Raw genomic sequence first — 18,297 nt, 5'->3', positions numbered from 1 at the left:
AAGTGCCCCCGCGGACGCGTCCCGGAGGACGGTGATGTGCGCCCGGAGCCGCAGACGGTGGTGCCCGCGCTGCTGCGGCTGCTGGAGGAGCGGCCCGCGAGCGGGCGATACACCGCGTCCGCGCTGTCGGCGGTGGCCCGATGAGGGAGGCGACGGCCCCGCGTACGGACTGCGGACCGGACACCGGGCCACTCCTGGGTCCTGTGCCGCCCGAGCTGTCGGCCCGGGTGCCCGCGGAGGAACGCGGGTCGGGCCGCGACGACGTACGGTTGCTGGTCTCGCGCGGGACCGAGGTCGCGCATCACGCGTTCCGGGAGCTGCCGGGGCTGCTGAGAGCCGGGGACGTGCTGGTCGTCAATACGTCTCCGACGCTGCCGGCGGCAGTGGACAGGGTCGTCGGGGACACCCCCGTGGTGGTGCACTTCTCGACGCGCGGGGACGACGGGCGGTGGGCCGTGGAGCTGCGTCGGCCCGACCGGGGCGGGGCGACACGACCGCGGGCCGGCGGGCCCGCCGGTGCGGTGGTGCGGACGGCCGGAGGCGGGCGGCTCGTACTGGAGGAGCCGCTGAGCGCGGCCGGGGACCGGCTGTGGTGGGCCCGGGTGTCGGGCATCGACGTGCCGGGGCTGCTGCACCACCGCGGTCGGCCCATCCGGTACGGGTATACGGAGCGGGACCAGCCGCTGTCCGCGTACCAGACGGTCTTCGCGCTGCCCTCCCCCGACGGTGGCGGCTCGGCGGAGATGCCGAGTGCCGGGCGGCCCTTCACCGCGGCGCTGGTCGCGGAGCTGGTGAGCCGGGGTGTGCAGTTCGCGCCGCTCACCCTTCATACGGGGGTCGCGTCGGCCGAGGCGCACGAGCCGCCGTATCCGGAGCGCTTCGATGTGCCGGGGTCCACGGCGTGGCTGGTCAACGCCGCGAGGGTGGCCGGCGGCCGGATTCTCGCGGTCGGCACGACGGCGGTGCGGGCGCTGGAGTCGGCGGCAGGCCCCGACGGGGTGGTGCGCGCTGCGTCCGGGTGGACCGATCTGGTGGTCACGCCGGATCGCGGGGTGCGCGTGGTGGACGGGCTGCTGACCGGGCTGCACGAGCCGGAGGCGTCGCATCTGCTGATGCTGGAGGCGATCGCGGGGCGGGCGGCGCTGCGCCGCGGGTATACCGAGGCACTGCGCCGTCTCTACCTCTGGCACGAGTTCGGCGACATCCACCTCATACTTCCGGAGGAGAACGCTCACGGTGTGCGTCGCTACAGCAACGGTTGGTGAGGTTGTTACCTGCCCGATGTGAGCCCGCACATAGGACGTACATCACTTACGAAGAGCCCTAGTGGATGCATAAGGGGCACGTGAGCGGGGTAGGGCCGGGTATTTGATGCCTCTGCTAGCTACCGGGCCAACTACCTCAGATCGTACTTCACAGCTTTGCCACAAGATTTTGCGGGCGCTAACAATGGCTGCCGTCGCAGACTCCGCGGCTTCCGCTATTCGAAGAGGTACGTCTGCATGTCCGCGTCCAGCACCCCCGGCCTTAGTCGCCTGAAGAAGACTCACAAGGCCTCCATCGCCGGCGTCGCCGCTCTCGGCGCCGCTGCCCTCGCGTTCTCGCTCGTCCCCGGCGAAGCGAGTGCCGAGGCCGAGCCCCAGACCATCTCCGCCGCCCCCGTGGCCTGGTCGAGCGCCGCCGACAGCGCGCAGGCCAAGGCCGTGCACCTGAGCATCAAGCAGCAGCACGTCGGCGCCGACAAGCAGGCGAAGGACTTCGCGGCCAAGGTCAAGGCCGCCGAGGCCAAGGCCGACGTCAAGGCCAAGGCCGACGCCAGGGCCAAGGCGAAGGCTTCCGCCCAGGCGAAGGTCAAGGCCGAGGCGAAGGCCCGCGCCGACGAGAGGGCGGCCGCGAGCCGCGCCGCCGCGCGCAAGCCCGTCTACGCCAACAACCTGGACGGCTGGATCCGCCAGTCCCTGGACATCATGAAGTCCAAGGGCATCCCCGGTTCGTACGACGGACTGCACCGCAACATCATGCGGGAGTCCACGGGCAACCCGAACGCCAGCAACGGCTGGGACATCAACGCCCAGAACGGCACCCCGTCGATCGGCCTGCTCCAGGTCATCCAGCCGACGTTCGACGCCTTCCACGTCGAGGGCACGTCGACGAACATCGCCGACCCGGTCGCCAACATCACCGCCGCGGCCAACTACGCCGCGGACAAGTACGGCTCCATCGACAACGTCAACGGCGCCTACTGAGTCGTGGCCCCCACAGGCCCGACCGGACGCCGACGGACAAGGGCGGCACCTCTGAGAGGTGCCGCCCTTGTCCGTCGTACCGGAGCCGTTACTTGCGCATGACCTCGGGCTCGTGGCGGCGCAGCAGGCGCACCACGATGAAGCCGCAGAGTGCGCCGATACCGAGCAGCACACCCATGTCGGTGATCCACTGACTCGCGGAGTGGTCCCACAGGGCGTCGAGGTTCTTGACGTCCCACGGCATCGCGACATTGAGCTCGGCCGTCGTGCCCAGAGCGGCCACCGCCCAGCGCGAGGGCATCAGCCAGGCGACCTGCTCGATGCCCGGACTGTCGTGCAGCTGGAAGAGAACACCGGTGAAGACGACCTGGACGATCGCGAACATGACCAGGAGCGGCATGGTCTTCTCGGCCGTCTTCACCAGGGCCGAAATGATCAGGCCGAACATCATCGAGGTGAACCCGAGGGCACTGATGACCATCGTCATCTCGATGACCGGGTAGTCCTCGAAGATGACACCCTCGGCCGGCAGCTTCGCGCGGGCGCCGAAGCCGATCGCCGCGATGATCATGCCCTGCAGGGCGGTGATCAGGCCGAGGACGATGACCTTGGACATGAGATACGCGGAACGGGACAGGCCGGTGGCGCGCTCCCGCTCGTAGATCACCCGTTCCTTGATCAGCTCGCGGACGGAGTTGGCGGCGCCGGAGAAGCACGCGCCGACCGCGAGGATCAGCAGGATCGTACCGACGTCCTTGTTGACCAGCCTGTTCTTCTCCGGGCCGAGGCCGAGGCCGCTGTCGGCCGGGATGACGACGCTGACGATGCCGAGCACCGCCGGGAGGATCAGCATCAGGCCGATGAAGCCCTTGTCGGAGACGATCACCGACACATAGCGGCGGACCAGGGTCCACAGCTGCGAGCCCCAGCCCTGCGGCTTGGGCGGGCGCATCTGCTGGGCGGGCGGCATGTGCACGGACTGTGCGGCGACCGCGTCGATGTCGGCGGCGTACATCTGGTAGTGCTGCGAGCCGCGCCAGCGGCCCGCCCAGTCGTAGTCGCGGTAGTTCTCGAAGGCCGAGAAGACATCGGCCCAGGTGCTGTAGCCGAAGAAGTTGAGCGCTTCCTCCGGCGGACCGAAGTAGGCGACGGACCCGCCGGGCGCCATCACCAGGAGCTTGTCGCAGATCGCGAGCTCGGCCACGGAGTGCGTGACGACCAGGACGGTGCGGCCGTCGTCGGCGAGGCCGCGCAGCAGCTGCATGACGTCGCGGTCCATGCCCGGGTCGAGACCGGACGTCGGCTCGTCGAGGAAGATCAGCGACGGCTTCGTCAGCAGCTCAAGGGCGACCGAGACGCGCTTGCGCTGGCCACCGGAGAGCGAGCTGACCTTCTTCTCCTTGTGGATGTCCAGCTTGAGCTCGCCCAGTACCTCATCGATACGGGTCTGCCGCTCGGCCTCCGAGGTGTCGGCCGGGAAGCGGAGCTTGGCCGCGTACTTCAGGGCCTTCTTCACCGACAGTTCCTTGTGCAGGATGTCGTCCTGCGGAACCAGACCGATGCGCTGGCGCAGCTCGGCGAACTGCTTGTACAGGTTCCGGTTGTCGTAGAGGACATCGCCCTTGTTGGCGGGCCGGTAGCCGGTGAGCGCCTTGAGCAGCGTCGACTTTCCCGAGCCGGACGGGCCGATGACCGCGATGAGCGACTTCTCGGGTACGCCGAAGGAGACGTCCTTGAGGATGTCCTTGCCTCCGTCGACCGTCACCGTGAGGTGGCGGGCGGAGAAGGAGACCTCACCGGTGTCGACGAACTCCTCAAGCCGGTCCCCGACCAGGCGGTACGTCGAGTGGCCGACGCCCACGATGTCGTTGGGGCCGAGCAGCGCGGTGCCCGACTTGGCGATCGGCTGGCCGTTGACGTATGTGCCGTTGTGGCTGCCGAGGTCATGGATCTCGAACCGGCCGTCGGGCGTCGCCACGAACTCGGCGTGCAGCCGGGAGACCTGGAGGTCGGAGACGACCAGCTCGTTCTCCAGCGCACGGCCGATCCGCATGACCCGGCCGAGCGCCACCTGGTGGAACGTCGTCGGGCTGCGGTCGCCGTACACCGGCGGGGCCCCCGCGGCACCGCCGGAGGGACCGCCCTGCTGGTGCGGCACCTGCGCCTGCTGCGGCTCCTGCTGCCAGGCCTGCTGGGCCGGCGGCGGCTGCTGTTGCGGCGGCTGGTACTGCTGCTGCTGGTACTGCTGCGCCTGCGCCGCCCAGCCGGGGCCGCTCTGCGGCGGCGCCTGCTGCTGAGGTGCCTGCTGGCTGCCCATCGCCCCCTGCGCGCTGGGCACGCCCGCGCCCGCGCCCGCGCCGGTCAGGCTCAGTCGCGGGCCGTCGGTGGCATTGCCCAGGTGCACGGCGGAGCCGGGGCCGATCTCCATCTGGTGGATCCGCTGGCCCTGCACATAGGTGCCGTTGGTGCTGCCGTGGTCCTCAATGACCCAGCTGCGCCCGCCCCAGCTGATGGTCGCGTGCCGCCACGAGACCCTGGCGTCGTCGATCGCCAGATCACCCTGCGGATCGCGTCCGAGGGTGTACGACCTGGACGGATCGAGCGTCCAGGTCCTGCCATTCAATTCCAGTACGAGTTCCGGCACTCCGCGCCCCACTAGTTGTCCCCCGAGTTACCCCCATCGCAGGGAGTCTAGGGATGCTGAACATCGTGGGGAACTATTTCAGGCCCAGTCCCGAATACGAAAGCCGGGCCCAGTGACGACCTCGTACCAACCCTGCATCAGCTGCCCGTTGACGCGGGAGAAATAGCCTCGGAGAGTAGTAACCGCCCATGAGTGCGTACGGATCATGCGCGAACAGAGCAAGTAGGGACACTTCCGTACGGATCGGGGGGGTCCTTATGGCTGCGAGCGACAGCGGGTGTGTGCGGTGGGGGGATGTGCTGCTGGCCTCCATCGCCTCGGTGAGCTGGGCGTTGGCGGGGATGGCGGGCGTGGCCGCTCTCGGACTGCGTCTACTGGGCGCGGATTCCACCGCGTCGCTCGGGCCGATGACGGCGGCCATGGTGGTGCTCGGGGCGGGTGGTTCGGCCGGTCCGTCCGGCAATGTCGAGGCCTTCGGCCTTGAGGACGCCGAGGCGAGTACCGCCGTCGACATCGCGCCACTGGGGGTGGGCCTGGCCGGCGCGCTCCTCCTCGCCGTGTTCTTCCTGCGGTCGCTGCGGGGCGCGGGGGCGTTCATCTCCGGGGGTGAACTGGCCGCGCGGGCGGGTGCGGTGGCCGCCCTGTTCGTCGCGACGATGGGCGGACTCGCCTGGGCAGGTCACGACGTCATCACAATCGACGGCGACCAGCTCGGCCTTCGGAAGATCCCGGGCAACGACCTGCCCGACCACATCAACGACAAACTGCCCGAAGGGCTCGGGGACCTCGGCGGTCTGCTGCCCGACCGGCTCACCGATCTCGCGGACGCGAAGGCGTCGGTGGGCTTCACCGTCAACACCGCCGAGTCCCTGGTGGGCGGGGCCTGCTGGGTGCTCGGGGTGCTGGTGATCGCGCTGCTCGCGTCCCGTCGTACGCCGTTGCCGCGCCGCTTGGACGCCTTGCACCGGCTCGTGCGGCCCGCTGCTTCCGCCCTGGTCACGGTGTTCATGCTCGCGGTCCTGGCGGGGCTCGCAGCGGCGGCGTACGCGGCGGTCGGTGACGACGATCCGAAGCGGATCGCCGGGGCGGCGCTGCTCGGGGCGCCGAACGGGGTGTGGCTCGGGATCCCGGTCGGGCTGCTGGTGCCGTGGGACGGCGAGGCCACGGGCGAGTTGGCGAAGCTGCTGCCCGATCCGGTGGACGAGCTGTTCCGGGTCTCCGACGACGGGGAGCTGACACTGGGGCGGCTCGCCGAGCTCGATCAGCGAGTCTGGCTGCTGGGGGTCGCCGCCGCGGTGATGATGCTGCTCGCCGGGGTGCTGGCGGCGGCCCGTACGCCCAAGGGCGGCCGGCCGGCGTTCGGCTTCGGCGGGCGGTGCGCGGTGCGGCTCGGTGTCGTGACCGGTTCGGCGCTGCCGCTGCTGGTGTGGCTGACGGACATCTCCGTCGACGCGTCGCTGTCGGTGCTCGGGTTCGACGCGTTCGGCGCCGGTATCGAGCTGCGCGGCAGTGCGCCGATGGCGGGGCTGCTCGGGGCCGCGTGGGGTACGGCGGCAGGTGGCCTCGGGGCGCTGACGGCGTACGTGTCGGGGGCGGCGGGGCGGCGGGCTTCGCCGTTCGCTCTCGGGGCGCGGCGGGAGGACCGTACGTACCCGGATCTGGCATACGTACCCGGGCCGTACACACCGTCGCCCGGATACCGCCCCTCCGGCGAGGACACCAACCCGTATCTGCGGCCACCGCAGGGCGTGCACGGGGCGCCGACCATGGTGGGGCCGGCGCCGCCGATGCCACCTCCCCGGCCCCGGCCCCGCCCGCAGGCGCCTCCGACACCGTCGGCGGAGGGTCCGCCACCGCCGGGGACGCCGCAGTCGCCAGGGTGACACCGGGCGCCCCCGAAGGCCCAGGTGGCCGGCCTCCGGCCCCGGCCACCCGCCACACCCGTCCGGTACTCGGGACAGGAGGCCGGAGCCGGGAGGAGGCCCGATACGGTGGGGGCACCATGACCGCATCACAGCCCAGTCAGGCCTCTGACGCCCCCACGCTTCTCGTGAAGATCTTCGGGAAGGACCGCCCCGGGATCACCGCGGGGCTCTTCGACACCCTCGCCGCCTACGCCGTCGACGTGGTCGACATCGAGCAGGTCGTCACACGTGGCCGCATCGTCCTGTGCGCCCTCGTCACCGAGCCGACCGTGAGCACCGCCGGCGATCTCCGCGCCACCGTGCACAGCTGGGCCGAGTCGCTCAGGCTCCAGGCCGAGATCATCTCAGGTACCGGTGACAACCGGCCCCGCGGCAGCGGCCGTTCGCATGTCACCGTGCTCGGGCATCCCCTCACCTCCGAGTCCACCGCCGCCATCGCGGCCCGCATCACCGCGACCGGCGGCAATATCGACCGGATCTTCCGGCTGGCCAAGTACCCGGTCACCGCAGTGGAGTTCGCGGTGTCCGGCACAGAGACCGAGCCGCTGCGCACCGCGCTCGCGCTGGAGGCGGCGGAGCAGGGGATCGACGTGGCCGTGGTCTCGGCCGGGCTGCACCGCCGCGCCCAGCGGCTCGTCGTGATGGACGTGGACTCGACGCTCATCCAGGACGAGGTCATCGAGCTCTTCGCCGCGCACGCGGGCTGCGAGGCCGAGGTCGCCGAGGTGACCGACCGGGCCATGCGCGGGGAGCTGGACTTCGAGCAGTCGCTGCACGCGCGCGTGGCGCTGCTCGCGGGGCTCGACTCGGCGGTCGTGGACAAGGTCCGCACCGAGGTGCGGCTCACGCCCGGCGCCCGCACCCTGATCCGTACGCTCAAGCGGCTCGGCTACCAAGTGGGCGTCGTATCGGGCGGGTTCACCCAGGTAACCGATGACCTCAAGGAGAAGCTGGGCCTCGACTTCGCCTCGGCCAACACCCTGGAGATCGTGGACGGGAAGCTCACCGGCCGGGTGGTCGGCGAGATCGTGGACCGCGCGGGGAAGGCGCGGCTGCTGCGTCGCTTCGCCGCCGAGGCGGGCGTACCGCTGTCCCAGACGGTCGCGATCGGTGACGGTGCGAACGACCTCGACATGCTGAACGCCGCCGGGCTGGGCGTCGCCTTCAATGCGAAGCCCCTGGTCCGCAAGGCCGCCCACACCGCCGTGAACGTCCCGTTCCTGGACACCGTCCTGTACCTGCTGGGCATCACCCGTGAAGAGGTGGAGGCAGCCGGCGGTCTCGTGGAGTAGTCGGCGAACGGCGAAGCCCCGGTGCGGTCACATCCGCACCGAGGCTTCGTCACGTCGGTCGGGGCTCCGGTCGCGCCAGGCCCGTTCGTTCCGGTCGTCGCGTTCGCCGTCCACTTCACGTGCGTCGTGAAGGGGAGCCGGTCAGTCGTGCGGGGCCCAGTAGTCGACGAGGTTGCCGACGCCGTGCTCCAGGAACTTCCACGGGCCGGTGAAACCGATGACCGCGAACGACGAGGTCGGGAAACCGCTGCGGGCCATGCGGGCCGGCGCGTCCCCTTCGCCCGTCCCCGTAAGGGCCTCCGCCACCGCGTGCACTCCGGGGTTGTGGCCGATGACAAGCAGGTCGTTCACGTCGTCCGGGGTCTCGTTCAGGAGTGCGATCAGCTCACCGGGGGAGGCTTCGTACAACTGCTCCTCGTACACGGTCCTGGGTCGGTGCGGCAGTGCCTGCACCACCAGCTTCCAGGTCTCGCGCGTCCTGGCCGCGGTCGAGCACAGGGCCAGGTCGAAGGGGATGCCGGTCTCCGCCAGCCGGGCCCCGGCGGTGGGCGCGTCCATGCGGCCGCGGTCGGCGAGCGGCCGATCGTGGTCGGACACCTGTGGCCAGTCGGCCTTCGCATGCCTGAGTAGGACGATCCTGCGGGGTGTATCGACGCTCATGCATCCCAGCTTCGCATGGATCGTGCCACGGGGCGCAGGGTGTTGGCGTGCTCCCCCACCATGGGTGAACGGACCGCGGGCCGGGAGGCGGTGGCCGCGGATGTCCAGCGGTCACCCCTGGCGGGACAGGCTCTGCTGGATACGTTCCATCAGGTGCGTCACCGCGGGTTCGCCGCTCGCGGCCTGTGCCTCGCCGGGACCGGCGATGAGCACGAGCAGAACGGCGAAGGCGATCGCGGGGAGGACGACGGCCCACCACGGCAGGCGCATCTCGACGCCGGAGGCCGGGGGGTTGCTCCGGATGTGTGCACGGGCCGCCATGGCCGCCTCCGTAAGGTTCGGTTGGTGTACGTCGAACCTACGGACCGGGGGCGCCGGGCCCCATCCGGTGCCCCACCCACTTCACCCTGACCCTGGCCCCCTAAGGGACGGTGGGGGTAGCCCCACCCCCACCCGCGCAAGGGGTCAGGGGGATGCGATGGACGCGATGATCGCAATGATCAGCGTGATGCCGAGCATCGCGCCGAGCACGATGAGCAGCTTGCGCTGGCCGTTCTGGGGATTGGGGTCGAGTACTGGCATACGGCCAGTCTCGCACCCTTTGTACGCCCCGACCCGGCCGGGTCGGGGCGTCGGCCGACCGGGTCGGCGCAGCTCTTCCTCGATGGTGCGGTTGCGGCCGGCGAGCATGCCGACGACGATCTGCGGCACCATCAGCCCCGCCATCAGGCCGATCGGCAGGCCCCAGTCGCCGCTGTGCTGGTAGAGCACGCCGACAAGCAGCGGACCGGGGATGGAGATCAGATAGCCGGTGCTCTGCGCGAAGGCGGACAGCCGGACGACACCGGCGCCGCTCCTGGCCCGCATGCCGATCATCGTGAGGGCCAGCGGGAAGGCGCAGTTGGAGACGCCGAGCAGGATGGCCCAGGCCCAGGCTCCCGAAGCGGGGGCGAGGAAGAGGCCCGTGTAACCGATGAGTCCGCACAGGCCGAGTACGACGACGATCGGGCCCTGGGTGCGCATGCGGGAGGCGACGCGCGGGATGACGAAGGCGAGCGGGATGCCCATCGCCATGGTCACGGCGAGCAGCACACCGGCCGTGCCCGCCGAGACACCGGCGTCACGGAAGATCTGCGGCATCCAGCCCATGGTGATGTAGGCGGCGGTGGCCTGGAGGCCGAAGAAGCAGGCCAGGGCCCACGCGGTGGGGCTCCGGGTGATCCTGAGGCCGGGCGTCTCCTGCCCCTGCGTCGCACTGCGCGCCGCGGCGGCTCCGGTGCTGCGGTGGCGGGAGAGGATGAGCCAGGGCACCACGGCGACGGTGGCGAGGCCGCCCCAGACGGCGAGGCCGGTCTGCCAACTGCCGCCCAGCGCCTGGGTCATGGGGACGGTGGCGGCTGCGGCGAGCGCGGTGCCGAGGGCCAGGGCCATCGAGTAGAGCCCGGTCATCGAGCCGACGCGGTCGGGGAACCAGCGCTTGACGATGACCGGCATCAGGATGTTGCTGACGGCGATGCCCATCAGGGCCAGCGCACTCGCCGCGAGGAACCCGGCCGTGCCGCCCGCGAAGGGGCGCAGCACCAGGCCCGCGGCGATCGCCACCATACCGGCGCAGATGATCGCGCCGGGGCCGAAGCGGCGGGCGAGCCTCGGGGCGGTGAGGCCGAAGATCGCGAAGCAGAGGGGCGGTACGGAGGTCAGCAGGCCGGCGAGGCTGCCGCTCATGCCGAGGCCCGTGCGGACCTCCTCCAGGAGCGGGCCGAGGCTGGTGATGGCCGGGCGGAGGTTGAGCGCGGCGAGGACGAGGCCGACGACCACGAGCCGGGTGATCCACACCGGCCGCTGCGGCGTGCTGGCGGGGGGCTCTGCGGGGGTGGCCTGCGCCGTGCGGGCGGGGCTCAGGGTCCGGGTCTCGTCTTCGGGCATGGGGCCATCATAGAATCGTGGGATGATTGGTTGTCCAATCGCTTCCCCGAGGCGATTCCCGAGACGAGGAGCACCATGCCGCTGACCTCTCCCCGGCGTTCGGCACTGGCCGACCAGGTGATCACCGAGTTGCGCAACCAGATCACCACGGGCGAGTGGCCCGTCGGCTCGCGCATCCCGACGGAGCCCGCGCTGGTCGAGCAGCTGGGAGTGGCCCGCAACACCGTGCGCGAGGCGGTCCGCGCGCTCGCGCACAACGGGCTGCTCGACATCCGCCAGGGCTCGGGCACGTACGTCATCGCCACCAGCGAGCTGGCCGGGGTGATGCACCGCCGCTTCGCGGACGCGGATCCCCGCCACATCGCGGAGCTGCGCTCGACCCTGGAGTCCTCGGCGGCCCGGCTCGCCGCCGAGCGGCGTACCGAGCGCGACGTGCGGCAGCTCGACGCCCTGCTCGCGCGGCGTGAGCAGGCCTGGGCCTCGGGCGACGCCGAGCACTTCGTGACGGCCGACGCGACGCTGCACCTCGCGATCGTCGCCGCCTCGCACAACGACGTCCTGATCGGGCTCTACGCGGACCTGGGCGACCTGCTGCGCGACTGGCTGCGCGACGACGTGGGCCAGGAGCTGCGGCCGGAGGAGCACATGGATCACGCGCGGCTGGTCGAGGCGATCCGGGCCGGTGACACGGGGACGGCGGCCACCGAGGCCGCGGGCTACTCCTTCAAGTGCCTCGGGAAGCGGGCGTAGGGCCGTCGGGCATTTCGGCCGGCGGTCCAGACGGTCACGCCCCCGGTCTCACATTCGTCCGTGGCTGACCCACGCGGACCGAACTTCTTTCCAGCAGCGGTCGGTGAGCCGTACCGTCTGCGCGGGTCCGACCTCGACCGGCCTGCCGTCCGCGTCGATGTCCCACCAGCGGTCGCACTCGGTGTGCAGCCGCACCTGGTCGGACTCGGGATACGGGTTGTGGCAGTACGCGACGACCTGGGAGCCCTCGACCGACGTACGGCAGGTGGAGCCGAAGGGGGCGGGCTCCTTCGGGCGCTCCAGCCCGGCGGGGGTCTCGGGGGCGGGCGCGGGGGCCGGTGCGGGTCCGGCCGACGCGAGGAAGGCGGGCAGGGCCGGGGCCGCCTGCACCGTGGTGACAGGACCGGCGAGTCCGGCCAGCGCGACCGTGGACACTGCGAGAGCCGCCGCTCGACGGCATGACGCACGCATACGCCGTCACCTCCTCCCCACAGAGCGCCGGGTATGTCCCGGTTTCCACAGTCTGCGGCGAGTCGCCGGTCTTTACGACTCGGGGCACTCGGAACGACAGAATCGACGACTCGGTCGCCAGGGATCAAGAGGGATCGCGCGCAGAGGGTTGACAGGCTCGGTGGCCTGAATATGTTACATGCAATGTTGAACATGCCACCAGCTCCACCCCGCACCCCCTTTGGAGGACCCATGCAATGCGACCTTCTGCTGTCCGGTGGACGGGTGGTGACCGTGGACGGCCCACGGTCCGTGTACGAGCCGGGCTCGGTCGCGATCATCGGCAACCGGATCGCCGCAGTCGGCCCGGCGGCCGAGACCGACGCCACCTGGCAGGCGGCCCGGACCGTCGACTGCCGGGGCCGCGCGGTCGTCCCCGGCTTCGTCGACGGCCATACGCACCTCTTCCAGGCGCTGGCCCGCGGCCTCGGTGAAGGGCTGTCCATCTGGCCGTGGCTGTGCGAGTTCATGTGGCCGTACTCCATAGCCGTCGACCCCGAGGACGCCCGGGTCGCGGCCACGCTCGGCGCGGTGGAAGCACTGCGCTCGGGGATCACCACCGTGATCGACAACCACTACGCGCCGACCGACCCCGAGACCGTGCTCGCGGTCGCCCGCGCCGTCGAGTCGACCGGTCTGCGCGGCGCCGTGGCGCGCGGAATGATCGGCCACAGGACGGCGGTCGCGGCCGCCCGGGGCCTGCCCGACGCCCTCTTCCGCTACTCCGTCGACGAGGAGATCGAGCTCACCCGCGCGTGCATGGAGCGCCGCCCGCCGCACTCCATGGTGGAAATCTGGCCCGCGCCGCTGAATCTCAGTTACGTCGACCAGGACCTGGTCAGGGGTGCGGCCGAGCTCGCCACCGAGTTCGGCACGCGCTGGCACACGCATTGCAGCGAAGGCGCCAAGGATCCGGAGAGCTACCTGGAGGCGTACGGCGTCAGGCCCGTCCAGTGGCTGGCCCAGGAGGGACTGCTGGACGAGCGCACCACGCTCGCCCATGCCGTGTGGCTGGACGAGGCCGAGATCAAGCACATCGGCGAGCGACGGGCCGGTGTCTCCCACAACCCTGCGTCCAACGCCTACTTGGCGTCCGGGGTGATGAGACTGCGTGAGCTGCGGGACGCGGGCGCGGTGGTGGCGCTGGGCACCGACGGACCGAGCGCGGGCCACCGCCAGGACATGTTCGAGGTGATGAAGCAGACGCTGTTCGGCCAACGCCAGCACACCCTGGACCCGGCGGCGGCACGCTGCGAGGAGGCACTCGAACTGGCCACCCGGGAGGGCGGCCGCTACGCGGGCACGGGCACCGGGCACCTCTCGGTGGGCGCGCCCGCGGACATCGCCGTCGTGGCGCTCGACCGCCCTCACCTGCGGCCCCTGCACCGCACCGTGGCCGCGCTCGTCTACTCGGCACGCGGCTCCGACGTGGAGATGACGGTCGTCGACGGCCGGGTCGTCTACGAGGACGGCCGCTGTGTTCTGGTCGACGAGGAGGCACTCCTCGCCGAGGCCCAGGAACGGGCCGAACGGCTGGTGGAGCGGGCCGGGTTCGGCGCGCTGACCACCGCCTGGCGGCACTGACGCGAGCCCCCGCCGCCCTACCCCGCCCCACCCCCGGCTGCCCGTCCGCGGCCCCCGTACATGCGCACACAAGAACCCCCGGCGTGCCCCATGGGCCGTCGAGCGGAGGGAGACGCACATGTCACGCAAGGAAAGCGACGCCACCGGAAGAGCGGGTCCCGTATCGGCCACCGGCTCCGTAGCGGCCACGAACTCCGGAGCGGCCAAGGAAGTCGACCCCGTGGAGGCGGTGCCTTCGGCCTGGCGGCTGGCCGTGTACGGACTTCAGCACGTGCTGGCCTTCTACGCGGGGGCCGTGGTCATGCCCCTGCTGGTGGCGGAGGGGATCGGCCTGAGCGGCGACGACATCGGGCTGCTCGTCAACGCGTCGCTGCTGACCTGCGGCCTCGCCACGCTGCTGCAGTCCGTGGGGCTGCCGGGCATCGGCATCCGGCTGCCTGTGGTGCAGGGGACGTCGACCACCGCCGTCCCCTCGCTCGTCTCGGTGGGGCTCGCGGCGGGCGGGGCGAAGGCGGGGCTGCCGACGGTGTTCGGCGCGGTGATCGCCGCCGGGCTCGCGCTGTTCGTCATCGCGCCGGTATTCAGCAAGCTGGTGCGATTCTTCCCGCCGCTGGTCACGGGCACGATCGTGACGATCGTCGGGATCACGCTGCTGGCGGTGGCGGCCCGTCAGGTGGGCGGCGGCGACCCGAGCCAGGAGACCTTCGGCTCCCCCGCGCATCTGGGCCTGGCCGCGGTGACGCTCGTCGTCATTCTGCTGCTGCACAAGTTCTCGCGGGGCTTTCTGGCCACCGTGGCGGTGCTGGTGGGCCTGTTCGTCGGAACCCTGGTGGCCGCGCTCGCGGGCAGGACGGACTTCTCCGGGATCGGGGACGCGTCCTGGGTGGGGATGGCGGCTCCGCTGCACTACGGGACGCCGCGCTTCGAGATGATCGCGGTGCTCTCGATCTTCATGGTGATGATCATCATCGCGGTGGAGTCGATCGGGCAGTTCTTCGCGGTGGGCGAGATCGTCGGCCGCGAGGTGGACGGCAAACAGGTCACCCGGGCGCTGCGCGCGGACGGCCTGGCCACGGCGGCGGCCGGCGTGCTCAATTCCTTTCCCAGCACGGTCTATTCGCAGAACATCGGGCTGATCAGGCTGACCCGGGTCAAGAGCCGCTGGATCGTCGCCTCGTCCGGCGTGATCATGATGGTGCTCGGCCTGGTGCCCAAGGTGGGCGCGGTGGTCTCCTCCATGCCGGCCTCGGTGCTCGGCGGCGCGACGATCGTGCTGTTCGCGACGATCGCCGTGGTCGGGGTGCAGATCCTGGTCCAGGCGGACCTCACCGACCAGCGCAACACCATCCTGGTGGCCGCGAGCATGGGCATCGGCTTCCTGCCCACCGCGTTCCCGCAGTTCGCCGAGCAGATGCCGGGACGGCAACTGCACGCACTCTTCGAGAGCGGCATCATCCTCGGCACGGTCTCTGCGGTTCTCCTGAACCTGTTCTTCCACCATCTGCGCCTTCCGGGCCGCAGGAAGGGCGCTGAGAGCGACGGAAAAGCTGTGCGATCCGTTGACGCTCCTGAACATTACATGCAACATGAAGTGCACAAGGACAAGGCGTGAAGGCAGCGCGAGAAGGGACTGGGTATGTCGGCAGAGAGTGCGGTCAATCCGGTCGCGGCAGGAACCCTGCTGGCGGACCGCGCGTACGAGGAGCTCAGGAGCGCCGTACTGGCCAATCGGCTGCGCCCCGGCGACGCCCTCTCCGTACCGGCGCTCGCCACCCGGATGGGCATCAGCCGCAGCCCCGTGCGCGAGGCGGTGCAACGCCTCATTCACGACGGCCTCGCCTCCCACGTCCCGCACCGGGGCGCGGTGGTCTCCACCGTCGACGTCGAGGACGTGCGCCAGTTGTACGTGGTGCGCGAGGTGATGGAGGGCCTCGCCGCAAGGCTCGCCACCGAACGGCTCGACGCCACCAGGGTCGCCGAACTGCGTGACCTGCTCGACCGGCACGAGCAGGTGGTGACTTCGGACTCCCCCGAGGAGTCCCACATCGAGATGGACATGGCGTATCACCGCCTGATCCGTGAGGTCGCGGGCAACACCCACCTCACCGCCGCCCTGGACACCATCCAGGGCAAGGCGCACCTGGCGCTGCACTCGCTGTGGCGCAGTCCGGAGGCACCACGCCTCGCCGTGCAGGAGCACCGCCGGATCTTCGAGGCGATGACGGCGGGCGATCCGGACGCCGCCGAGCAAGCCGCCCGCGAGCACATCAGGCGGCTTCGGATCCGGCTGTCGCAGGCGGTGGCGAACGGGCCCGGGCCCGACGCGCCGGCGGCGGAATTCCGGAGCGTCGACTAGTACGTACGCCGCCGCGTCGAGGCACCACCGCATCTCGTACCACCCCCCGCCCCCGTTCCATGGAAGGGAAGTGATCGATCGTGAGTACCGCTACCGGCATCCGGCAGGGGGTGGGCGAGAGCGTCCTGCGGCCCGACGGCCGTCTGAAGGTCAAGGGGGCCTTCGCCTACTCCTCCGACCTGCGCATGGACGGCATGGTGTGGGGCGCGACCCTGCGCAGCCCGCATCCATCGGCGCGGATCGTACGGCTGGACGCCACCAGGGCGCGCGAGCTGCCCGGCGTCGTGGCGGTGCTCACCCACGAAGACGTGCCGGGCCGGCTGCACTACGGCATGAAGGTCGCCGACCAGCCGGTGCTGGCCGCCGACCGGGTGCGCCACCAGGGCGAGCCGGTGGCGCTGGTGGCCGCCGACCACCCCGAGACGGCGCGGCGCGCGCTGCGCCTGATTGAGGTGGAGTACGAGGAGCTGCCCGCGCTCACCGACCCCGAGGAGGCGGTACGGGGTTCGGGCCCGCTGGTGCACGAGCGCCGGGTCGACGGGAAGAGCGGCAATGTCGTACGTCATGTCCGCATCCGGCACGGCGACATGGCCGCGGCCGAGCGGCTCGCCGATGTGGTCGTCTCGGGGGTGTACGAGGTCGGGATGCAGGACCAGGCGTTCCTGGGGCCCGAGTCGGGGCTGGCGATACCGGCCGAGGACGGTGGCGTGGACGTCTATGTGTCCACGCAGTGGATCCACGACGACCAGCGGCAGATGTGCTCGGCCCTCGGACTGCCTCCGGAGAAGGTGCGGTTGACACTGTCGGGCGTCGGCGGGGCGTTCGGCGGCCGTGAGGACGTGTCCGTGCAGATCCACGCGGCGCTGCTGGCGCTGCGTACCGGGCGACCGGTGAAGATGAGCTACAACCGCGAGGAGTCCTTCTTCGGACATGTGCACCGGCACCCGGCGAAGATGTGGTTCGAGCACGGCGCGACACAGGGCGGCAGGATCGTCTACGTCAAGGCGCGGCTGCTCTTCGACGGCGGCGCCTACACCTCCACCTCGCAGGTCGTCATAGCCAACGGTTCGTACTTCGCGGCGGGCGCCTACGACGTACCACATGTCGAGATCGACGGCTTCTCCGTCTACACCAACAACCCGCCGTGCGGGGCGATGCGCGGCTTCGGCGCGGTGCAGTCCTGCTACGGCGTCGAGTCGAATCTCGACAAGCTGGCCGTCGCGCTCGGCATCGCCCCGGTGGAGCTGCGGATACGCAACGCGATGACGACCGGCACCGTACTCCCGACGGGCCAGGCGGTGGACGGCCCGGCGCCGGCCGCCGAACTCCTTGAGCGGCTGCGGGACCGGCCGCTGCCGCCCGCCCCCGAGGGGACCTTCGCTCTCCCCGGCGGGCTGAACAACACCACGCACGGCGAGGGCATCAAACGTGGCGTCGGCTATGCGATCGGGGTGAAGGCGATCGGCTTCTCGGGCGGCGTCGACGACCGTTCGGTGGCCCGGGTCCGGCTGTCCCTCGTCGAGGGCGAGCCGGTCGCCGAGATCCACACCTCCGCCGCCGAATGCGGCCAGGGCATCGTCACCGTGCAGGCGCAGATAGTCAGGACCGAGCTGGGCGTCGAGCGGGTGGTGGTGCTGCCGGCCGACACCCGGGTCGGTGACGCCGGATCGGCGTCCGCCTCCCGGATCACCTGGATGAGCGGGGGCGCGGTCCGGGGCGCGTGCAGGGCGGTGCGGGAGGAGCTGGACGCCCGGGGCGGCGGTCCGCCGGAGAAGCTGCTCGCGAACGGGCCGATCGAGGCGGAGTACGAGTTCTCCCATCGCCGTACGTTCCCGGTGGACCCGGAACAGGGGCAGGGCGACGCCCATATCGCGTTCGCGTTCGCCGCGCACCGGGCGGTCGTGGAGGTCGACACCGACCTCGGCCTGGTGAAAGTGGTCGAGCTGGCCACCGCACAGGATGTCGGCAAGGCAATGAATCCCCTGGCTGTTGAGGGGCAGATCGAGGGCGGCAGCGCCCAGGGGCTCGGCCTCGCACTGATGGAGGAGCTGCATGTGAAGGACGGCCGGGTGCGCAACCCGTCCTTCACCGACTACCTCATCCCCACCATCGCGGACATGCCGTCAGTGCCCATAGACCTTCTTGAACTTCCGCACCCCGACTCGCCGTACGGCCTGAACGGGGTGGGCGAACCACCGACCCTGTCCTCCACTCCGGCCATCGCCAACGCGCTGCGTGACGCGACCGGCCTGGAGCTGGCCAGGGTGCCGGTACGGCCCGACGACTTCATCGGCCGTGACGGCTCCATCAGCAGCCCCGGCAACGAAGGGAGGTGATGCGGGCCCGCCCCCGGGTCCCCCGACGGTTCACCACGGTCATCCGACATACGACCAGAACCAGCTGG

14 protein-coding genes and 1 pseudogene are annotated in these 18,297 nt (G+C 70.9%); 10 read left to right on the top strand and 5 right to left on the bottom strand.

The genetic code is table 11. From position 1 onward, the window contains the following. Nucleotides 1-18: 18 nt before the first annotated feature. The 3 genes and pseudogenes from QMK30_RS09580 to QMK30_RS09570 all read left to right on the top strand — a co-directional run. Nucleotides 19-144, top strand: a pseudogene (locus QMK30_RS09580) (short-chain dehydrogenase); the annotation flags it as partial. Further along, complete coding sequence (locus tag QMK30_RS09575; protein WP_283516773.1) at nucleotides 141-1,265, top strand: S-adenosylmethionine:tRNA ribosyltransferase-isomerase; 1,125 nt, start codon at nucleotides 141-143, stop codon at nucleotides 1,263-1,265. The pseudogene QMK30_RS09580 and the gene QMK30_RS09575, both read left to right, overlap by 4 nt. Nucleotides 1,266-1,502: 237 nt before the next feature. Further along, complete coding sequence (locus tag QMK30_RS09570; protein ID WP_283516772.1) at nucleotides 1,503-2,246, top strand: transglycosylase SLT domain-containing protein; 744 nt, start codon at nucleotides 1,503-1,505, stop codon at nucleotides 2,244-2,246. A gap of 88 nt (nucleotides 2,247-2,334) precedes the next feature. On the opposite strand, the gene QMK30_RS09565 is transcribed toward QMK30_RS09570, so the two are convergent. Continuing rightward, on the bottom strand, nucleotides 2,335-4,890 hold the full coding sequence (locus QMK30_RS09565; protein ID WP_502963101.1) for an ABC transporter ATP-binding protein/permease: 2,556 nt from the start codon (nucleotides 4,888-4,890) through the stop codon (nucleotides 2,335-2,337). A gap of 257 nt (nucleotides 4,891-5,147) precedes the next feature. On the opposite strand from QMK30_RS09565, the gene QMK30_RS09560 reads away from it, so the two are divergent. Beyond that, nucleotides 5,148-6,773 carry a streptophobe family protein gene (locus QMK30_RS09560; RefSeq protein ID WP_283516770.1) on the top strand — a complete coding sequence of 542 codons (1,626 nt, stop codon included), beginning with the start codon at nucleotides 5,148-5,150 and terminating at the stop codon, nucleotides 6,771-6,773. A 119-nt stretch (nucleotides 6,774-6,892) separates the two neighbouring features. Beyond that, the gene (gene serB, locus QMK30_RS09555) at nucleotides 6,893-8,107 is read left to right on the top strand and encodes a phosphoserine phosphatase SerB (RefSeq protein ID WP_283516769.1); all 1,215 of its coding nucleotides are present in this window, start codon (nucleotides 6,893-6,895) and stop codon (nucleotides 8,105-8,107) included. A 141-nt stretch (nucleotides 8,108-8,248) separates the two neighbouring features. Here the strand turns inward: serB and QMK30_RS09550 are convergent, their stop codons facing one another. The 3 genes from QMK30_RS09550 to QMK30_RS09540 form a co-directional block, all read right to left on the bottom strand. Beyond that, nucleotides 8,249-8,767: a SixA phosphatase family protein gene (locus QMK30_RS09550; protein WP_283516768.1), complete on the bottom strand. Its 519-nt coding sequence runs from the start codon at nucleotides 8,765-8,767 to the stop codon at nucleotides 8,249-8,251. 111 nt (nucleotides 8,768-8,878) lie between these two features. Next, nucleotides 8,879-9,088, bottom strand: coding sequence for a hypothetical protein (locus tag QMK30_RS09545; RefSeq protein ID WP_283516767.1), 210 nt, complete (start codon nucleotides 9,086-9,088; stop codon nucleotides 8,879-8,881). Between the two features lie 144 nt (nucleotides 9,089-9,232). Then, nucleotides 9,233-10,693, bottom strand: a complete 1,461-nt coding sequence (locus QMK30_RS09540) for a CynX/NimT family MFS transporter (RefSeq protein WP_283516766.1) — start codon at nucleotides 10,691-10,693, stop codon at nucleotides 9,233-9,235. A gap of 75 nt (nucleotides 10,694-10,768) precedes the next feature. Between QMK30_RS09540 and QMK30_RS09535 the strand changes: the two genes are divergently transcribed. Next, on the top strand, nucleotides 10,769-11,443 hold the full coding sequence (locus QMK30_RS09535) for a FadR/GntR family transcriptional regulator (protein ID WP_283516765.1): 675 nt from the start codon (nucleotides 10,769-10,771) through the stop codon (nucleotides 11,441-11,443). A gap of 48 nt (nucleotides 11,444-11,491) precedes the next feature. Here the strand turns inward: QMK30_RS09535 and QMK30_RS09530 are convergent, their stop codons facing one another. Next, entirely contained in the window at nucleotides 11,492-11,914 is a 423-nt protein-coding gene (locus QMK30_RS09530) for a hypothetical protein (RefSeq protein WP_283516764.1), read from the bottom strand. A 231-nt stretch (nucleotides 11,915-12,145) separates the two neighbouring features. On the opposite strand from QMK30_RS09530, the gene QMK30_RS09525 reads away from it, so the two are divergent. The 4 genes from QMK30_RS09525 to QMK30_RS09510 all read left to right on the top strand — a co-directional run bounded on the left by QMK30_RS09525 (nucleotide 12,146) and on the right by QMK30_RS09510 (nucleotide 18,229). Further along, entirely contained in the window at nucleotides 12,146-13,537 is a 1,392-nt protein-coding gene (locus tag QMK30_RS09525) for an amidohydrolase family protein (RefSeq protein WP_283516763.1), read from the top strand. A gap of 118 nt (nucleotides 13,538-13,655) precedes the next feature. Then, nucleotides 13,656-15,149, top strand: coding sequence for a nucleobase:cation symporter-2 family protein (locus tag QMK30_RS09520; protein WP_283516762.1), 1,494 nt, complete (start codon nucleotides 13,656-13,658; stop codon nucleotides 15,147-15,149). A gap of 24 nt (nucleotides 15,150-15,173) precedes the next feature. Then, entirely contained in the window at nucleotides 15,174-15,893 is a 720-nt protein-coding gene (locus tag QMK30_RS09515; protein WP_283516761.1) for a GntR family transcriptional regulator, read from the top strand. Between the two features lie 80 nt (nucleotides 15,894-15,973). After that, a complete protein-coding gene (locus tag QMK30_RS09510; RefSeq protein ID WP_283516760.1) occupies nucleotides 15,974-18,229 on the top strand; it encodes a molybdopterin cofactor-binding domain-containing protein in 2,256 nt (751 codons plus the stop codon). Nucleotides 18,230-18,297: the final 68 nt, after the last annotated feature.

The sequence above is a fragment of the Streptomyces sp. H27-C3 genome (assembly GCF_030063415.1).
In the GTDB taxonomy this organism is placed as follows: domain Bacteria; phylum Actinomycetota; class Actinomycetes; order Streptomycetales; family Streptomycetaceae; genus Streptomyces.
This window is presented reverse-complemented; position numbering and strand designations above follow the sequence as displayed.

Excerpts from the sequence above, each read along its gene's own strand:
- QMK30_RS09575 (WP_283516773.1), top strand. The coding sequence starts at position 141 with ATGAGGGAGGCGACGGCCCCGCGTACGGACTGCGGACCGGACACCGGG.
- QMK30_RS09570 (WP_283516772.1), top strand. The coding sequence starts at position 1,503 with ATGTCCGCGTCCAGCACCCCCGGCCTTAGTCGCCTGAAGAAGACTCAC.
- QMK30_RS09560 (WP_283516770.1), top strand. The coding sequence starts at position 5,148 with ATGGCTGCGAGCGACAGCGGGTGTGTGCGGTGGGGGGATGTGCTGCTG.
- serB (WP_283516769.1), top strand. The coding sequence starts at position 6,893 with ATGACCGCATCACAGCCCAGTCAGGCCTCTGACGCCCCCACGCTTCTC.
- QMK30_RS09550 (WP_283516768.1), bottom strand. The coding sequence starts at position 8,767 with ATGAGCGTCGATACACCCCGCAGGATCGTCCTACTCAGGCATGCGAAG.
- QMK30_RS09545 (WP_283516767.1), bottom strand. The coding sequence starts at position 9,088 with ATGGCGGCCCGTGCACACATCCGGAGCAACCCCCCGGCCTCCGGCGTC.
- QMK30_RS09540 (WP_283516766.1), bottom strand. The coding sequence starts at position 10,693 with ATGCCCGAAGACGAGACCCGGACCCTGAGCCCCGCCCGCACGGCGCAG.
- QMK30_RS09535 (WP_283516765.1), top strand. The coding sequence starts at position 10,769 with ATGCCGCTGACCTCTCCCCGGCGTTCGGCACTGGCCGACCAGGTGATC.
- QMK30_RS09530 (WP_283516764.1), bottom strand. The coding sequence starts at position 11,914 with ATGCGTGCGTCATGCCGTCGAGCGGCGGCTCTCGCAGTGTCCACGGTC.
- QMK30_RS09525 (WP_283516763.1), top strand. The coding sequence starts at position 12,146 with ATGCAATGCGACCTTCTGCTGTCCGGTGGACGGGTGGTGACCGTGGAC.
- QMK30_RS09520 (WP_283516762.1), top strand. The coding sequence starts at position 13,656 with ATGTCACGCAAGGAAAGCGACGCCACCGGAAGAGCGGGTCCCGTATCG.
- QMK30_RS09515 (WP_283516761.1), top strand. The coding sequence starts at position 15,174 with ATGTCGGCAGAGAGTGCGGTCAATCCGGTCGCGGCAGGAACCCTGCTG.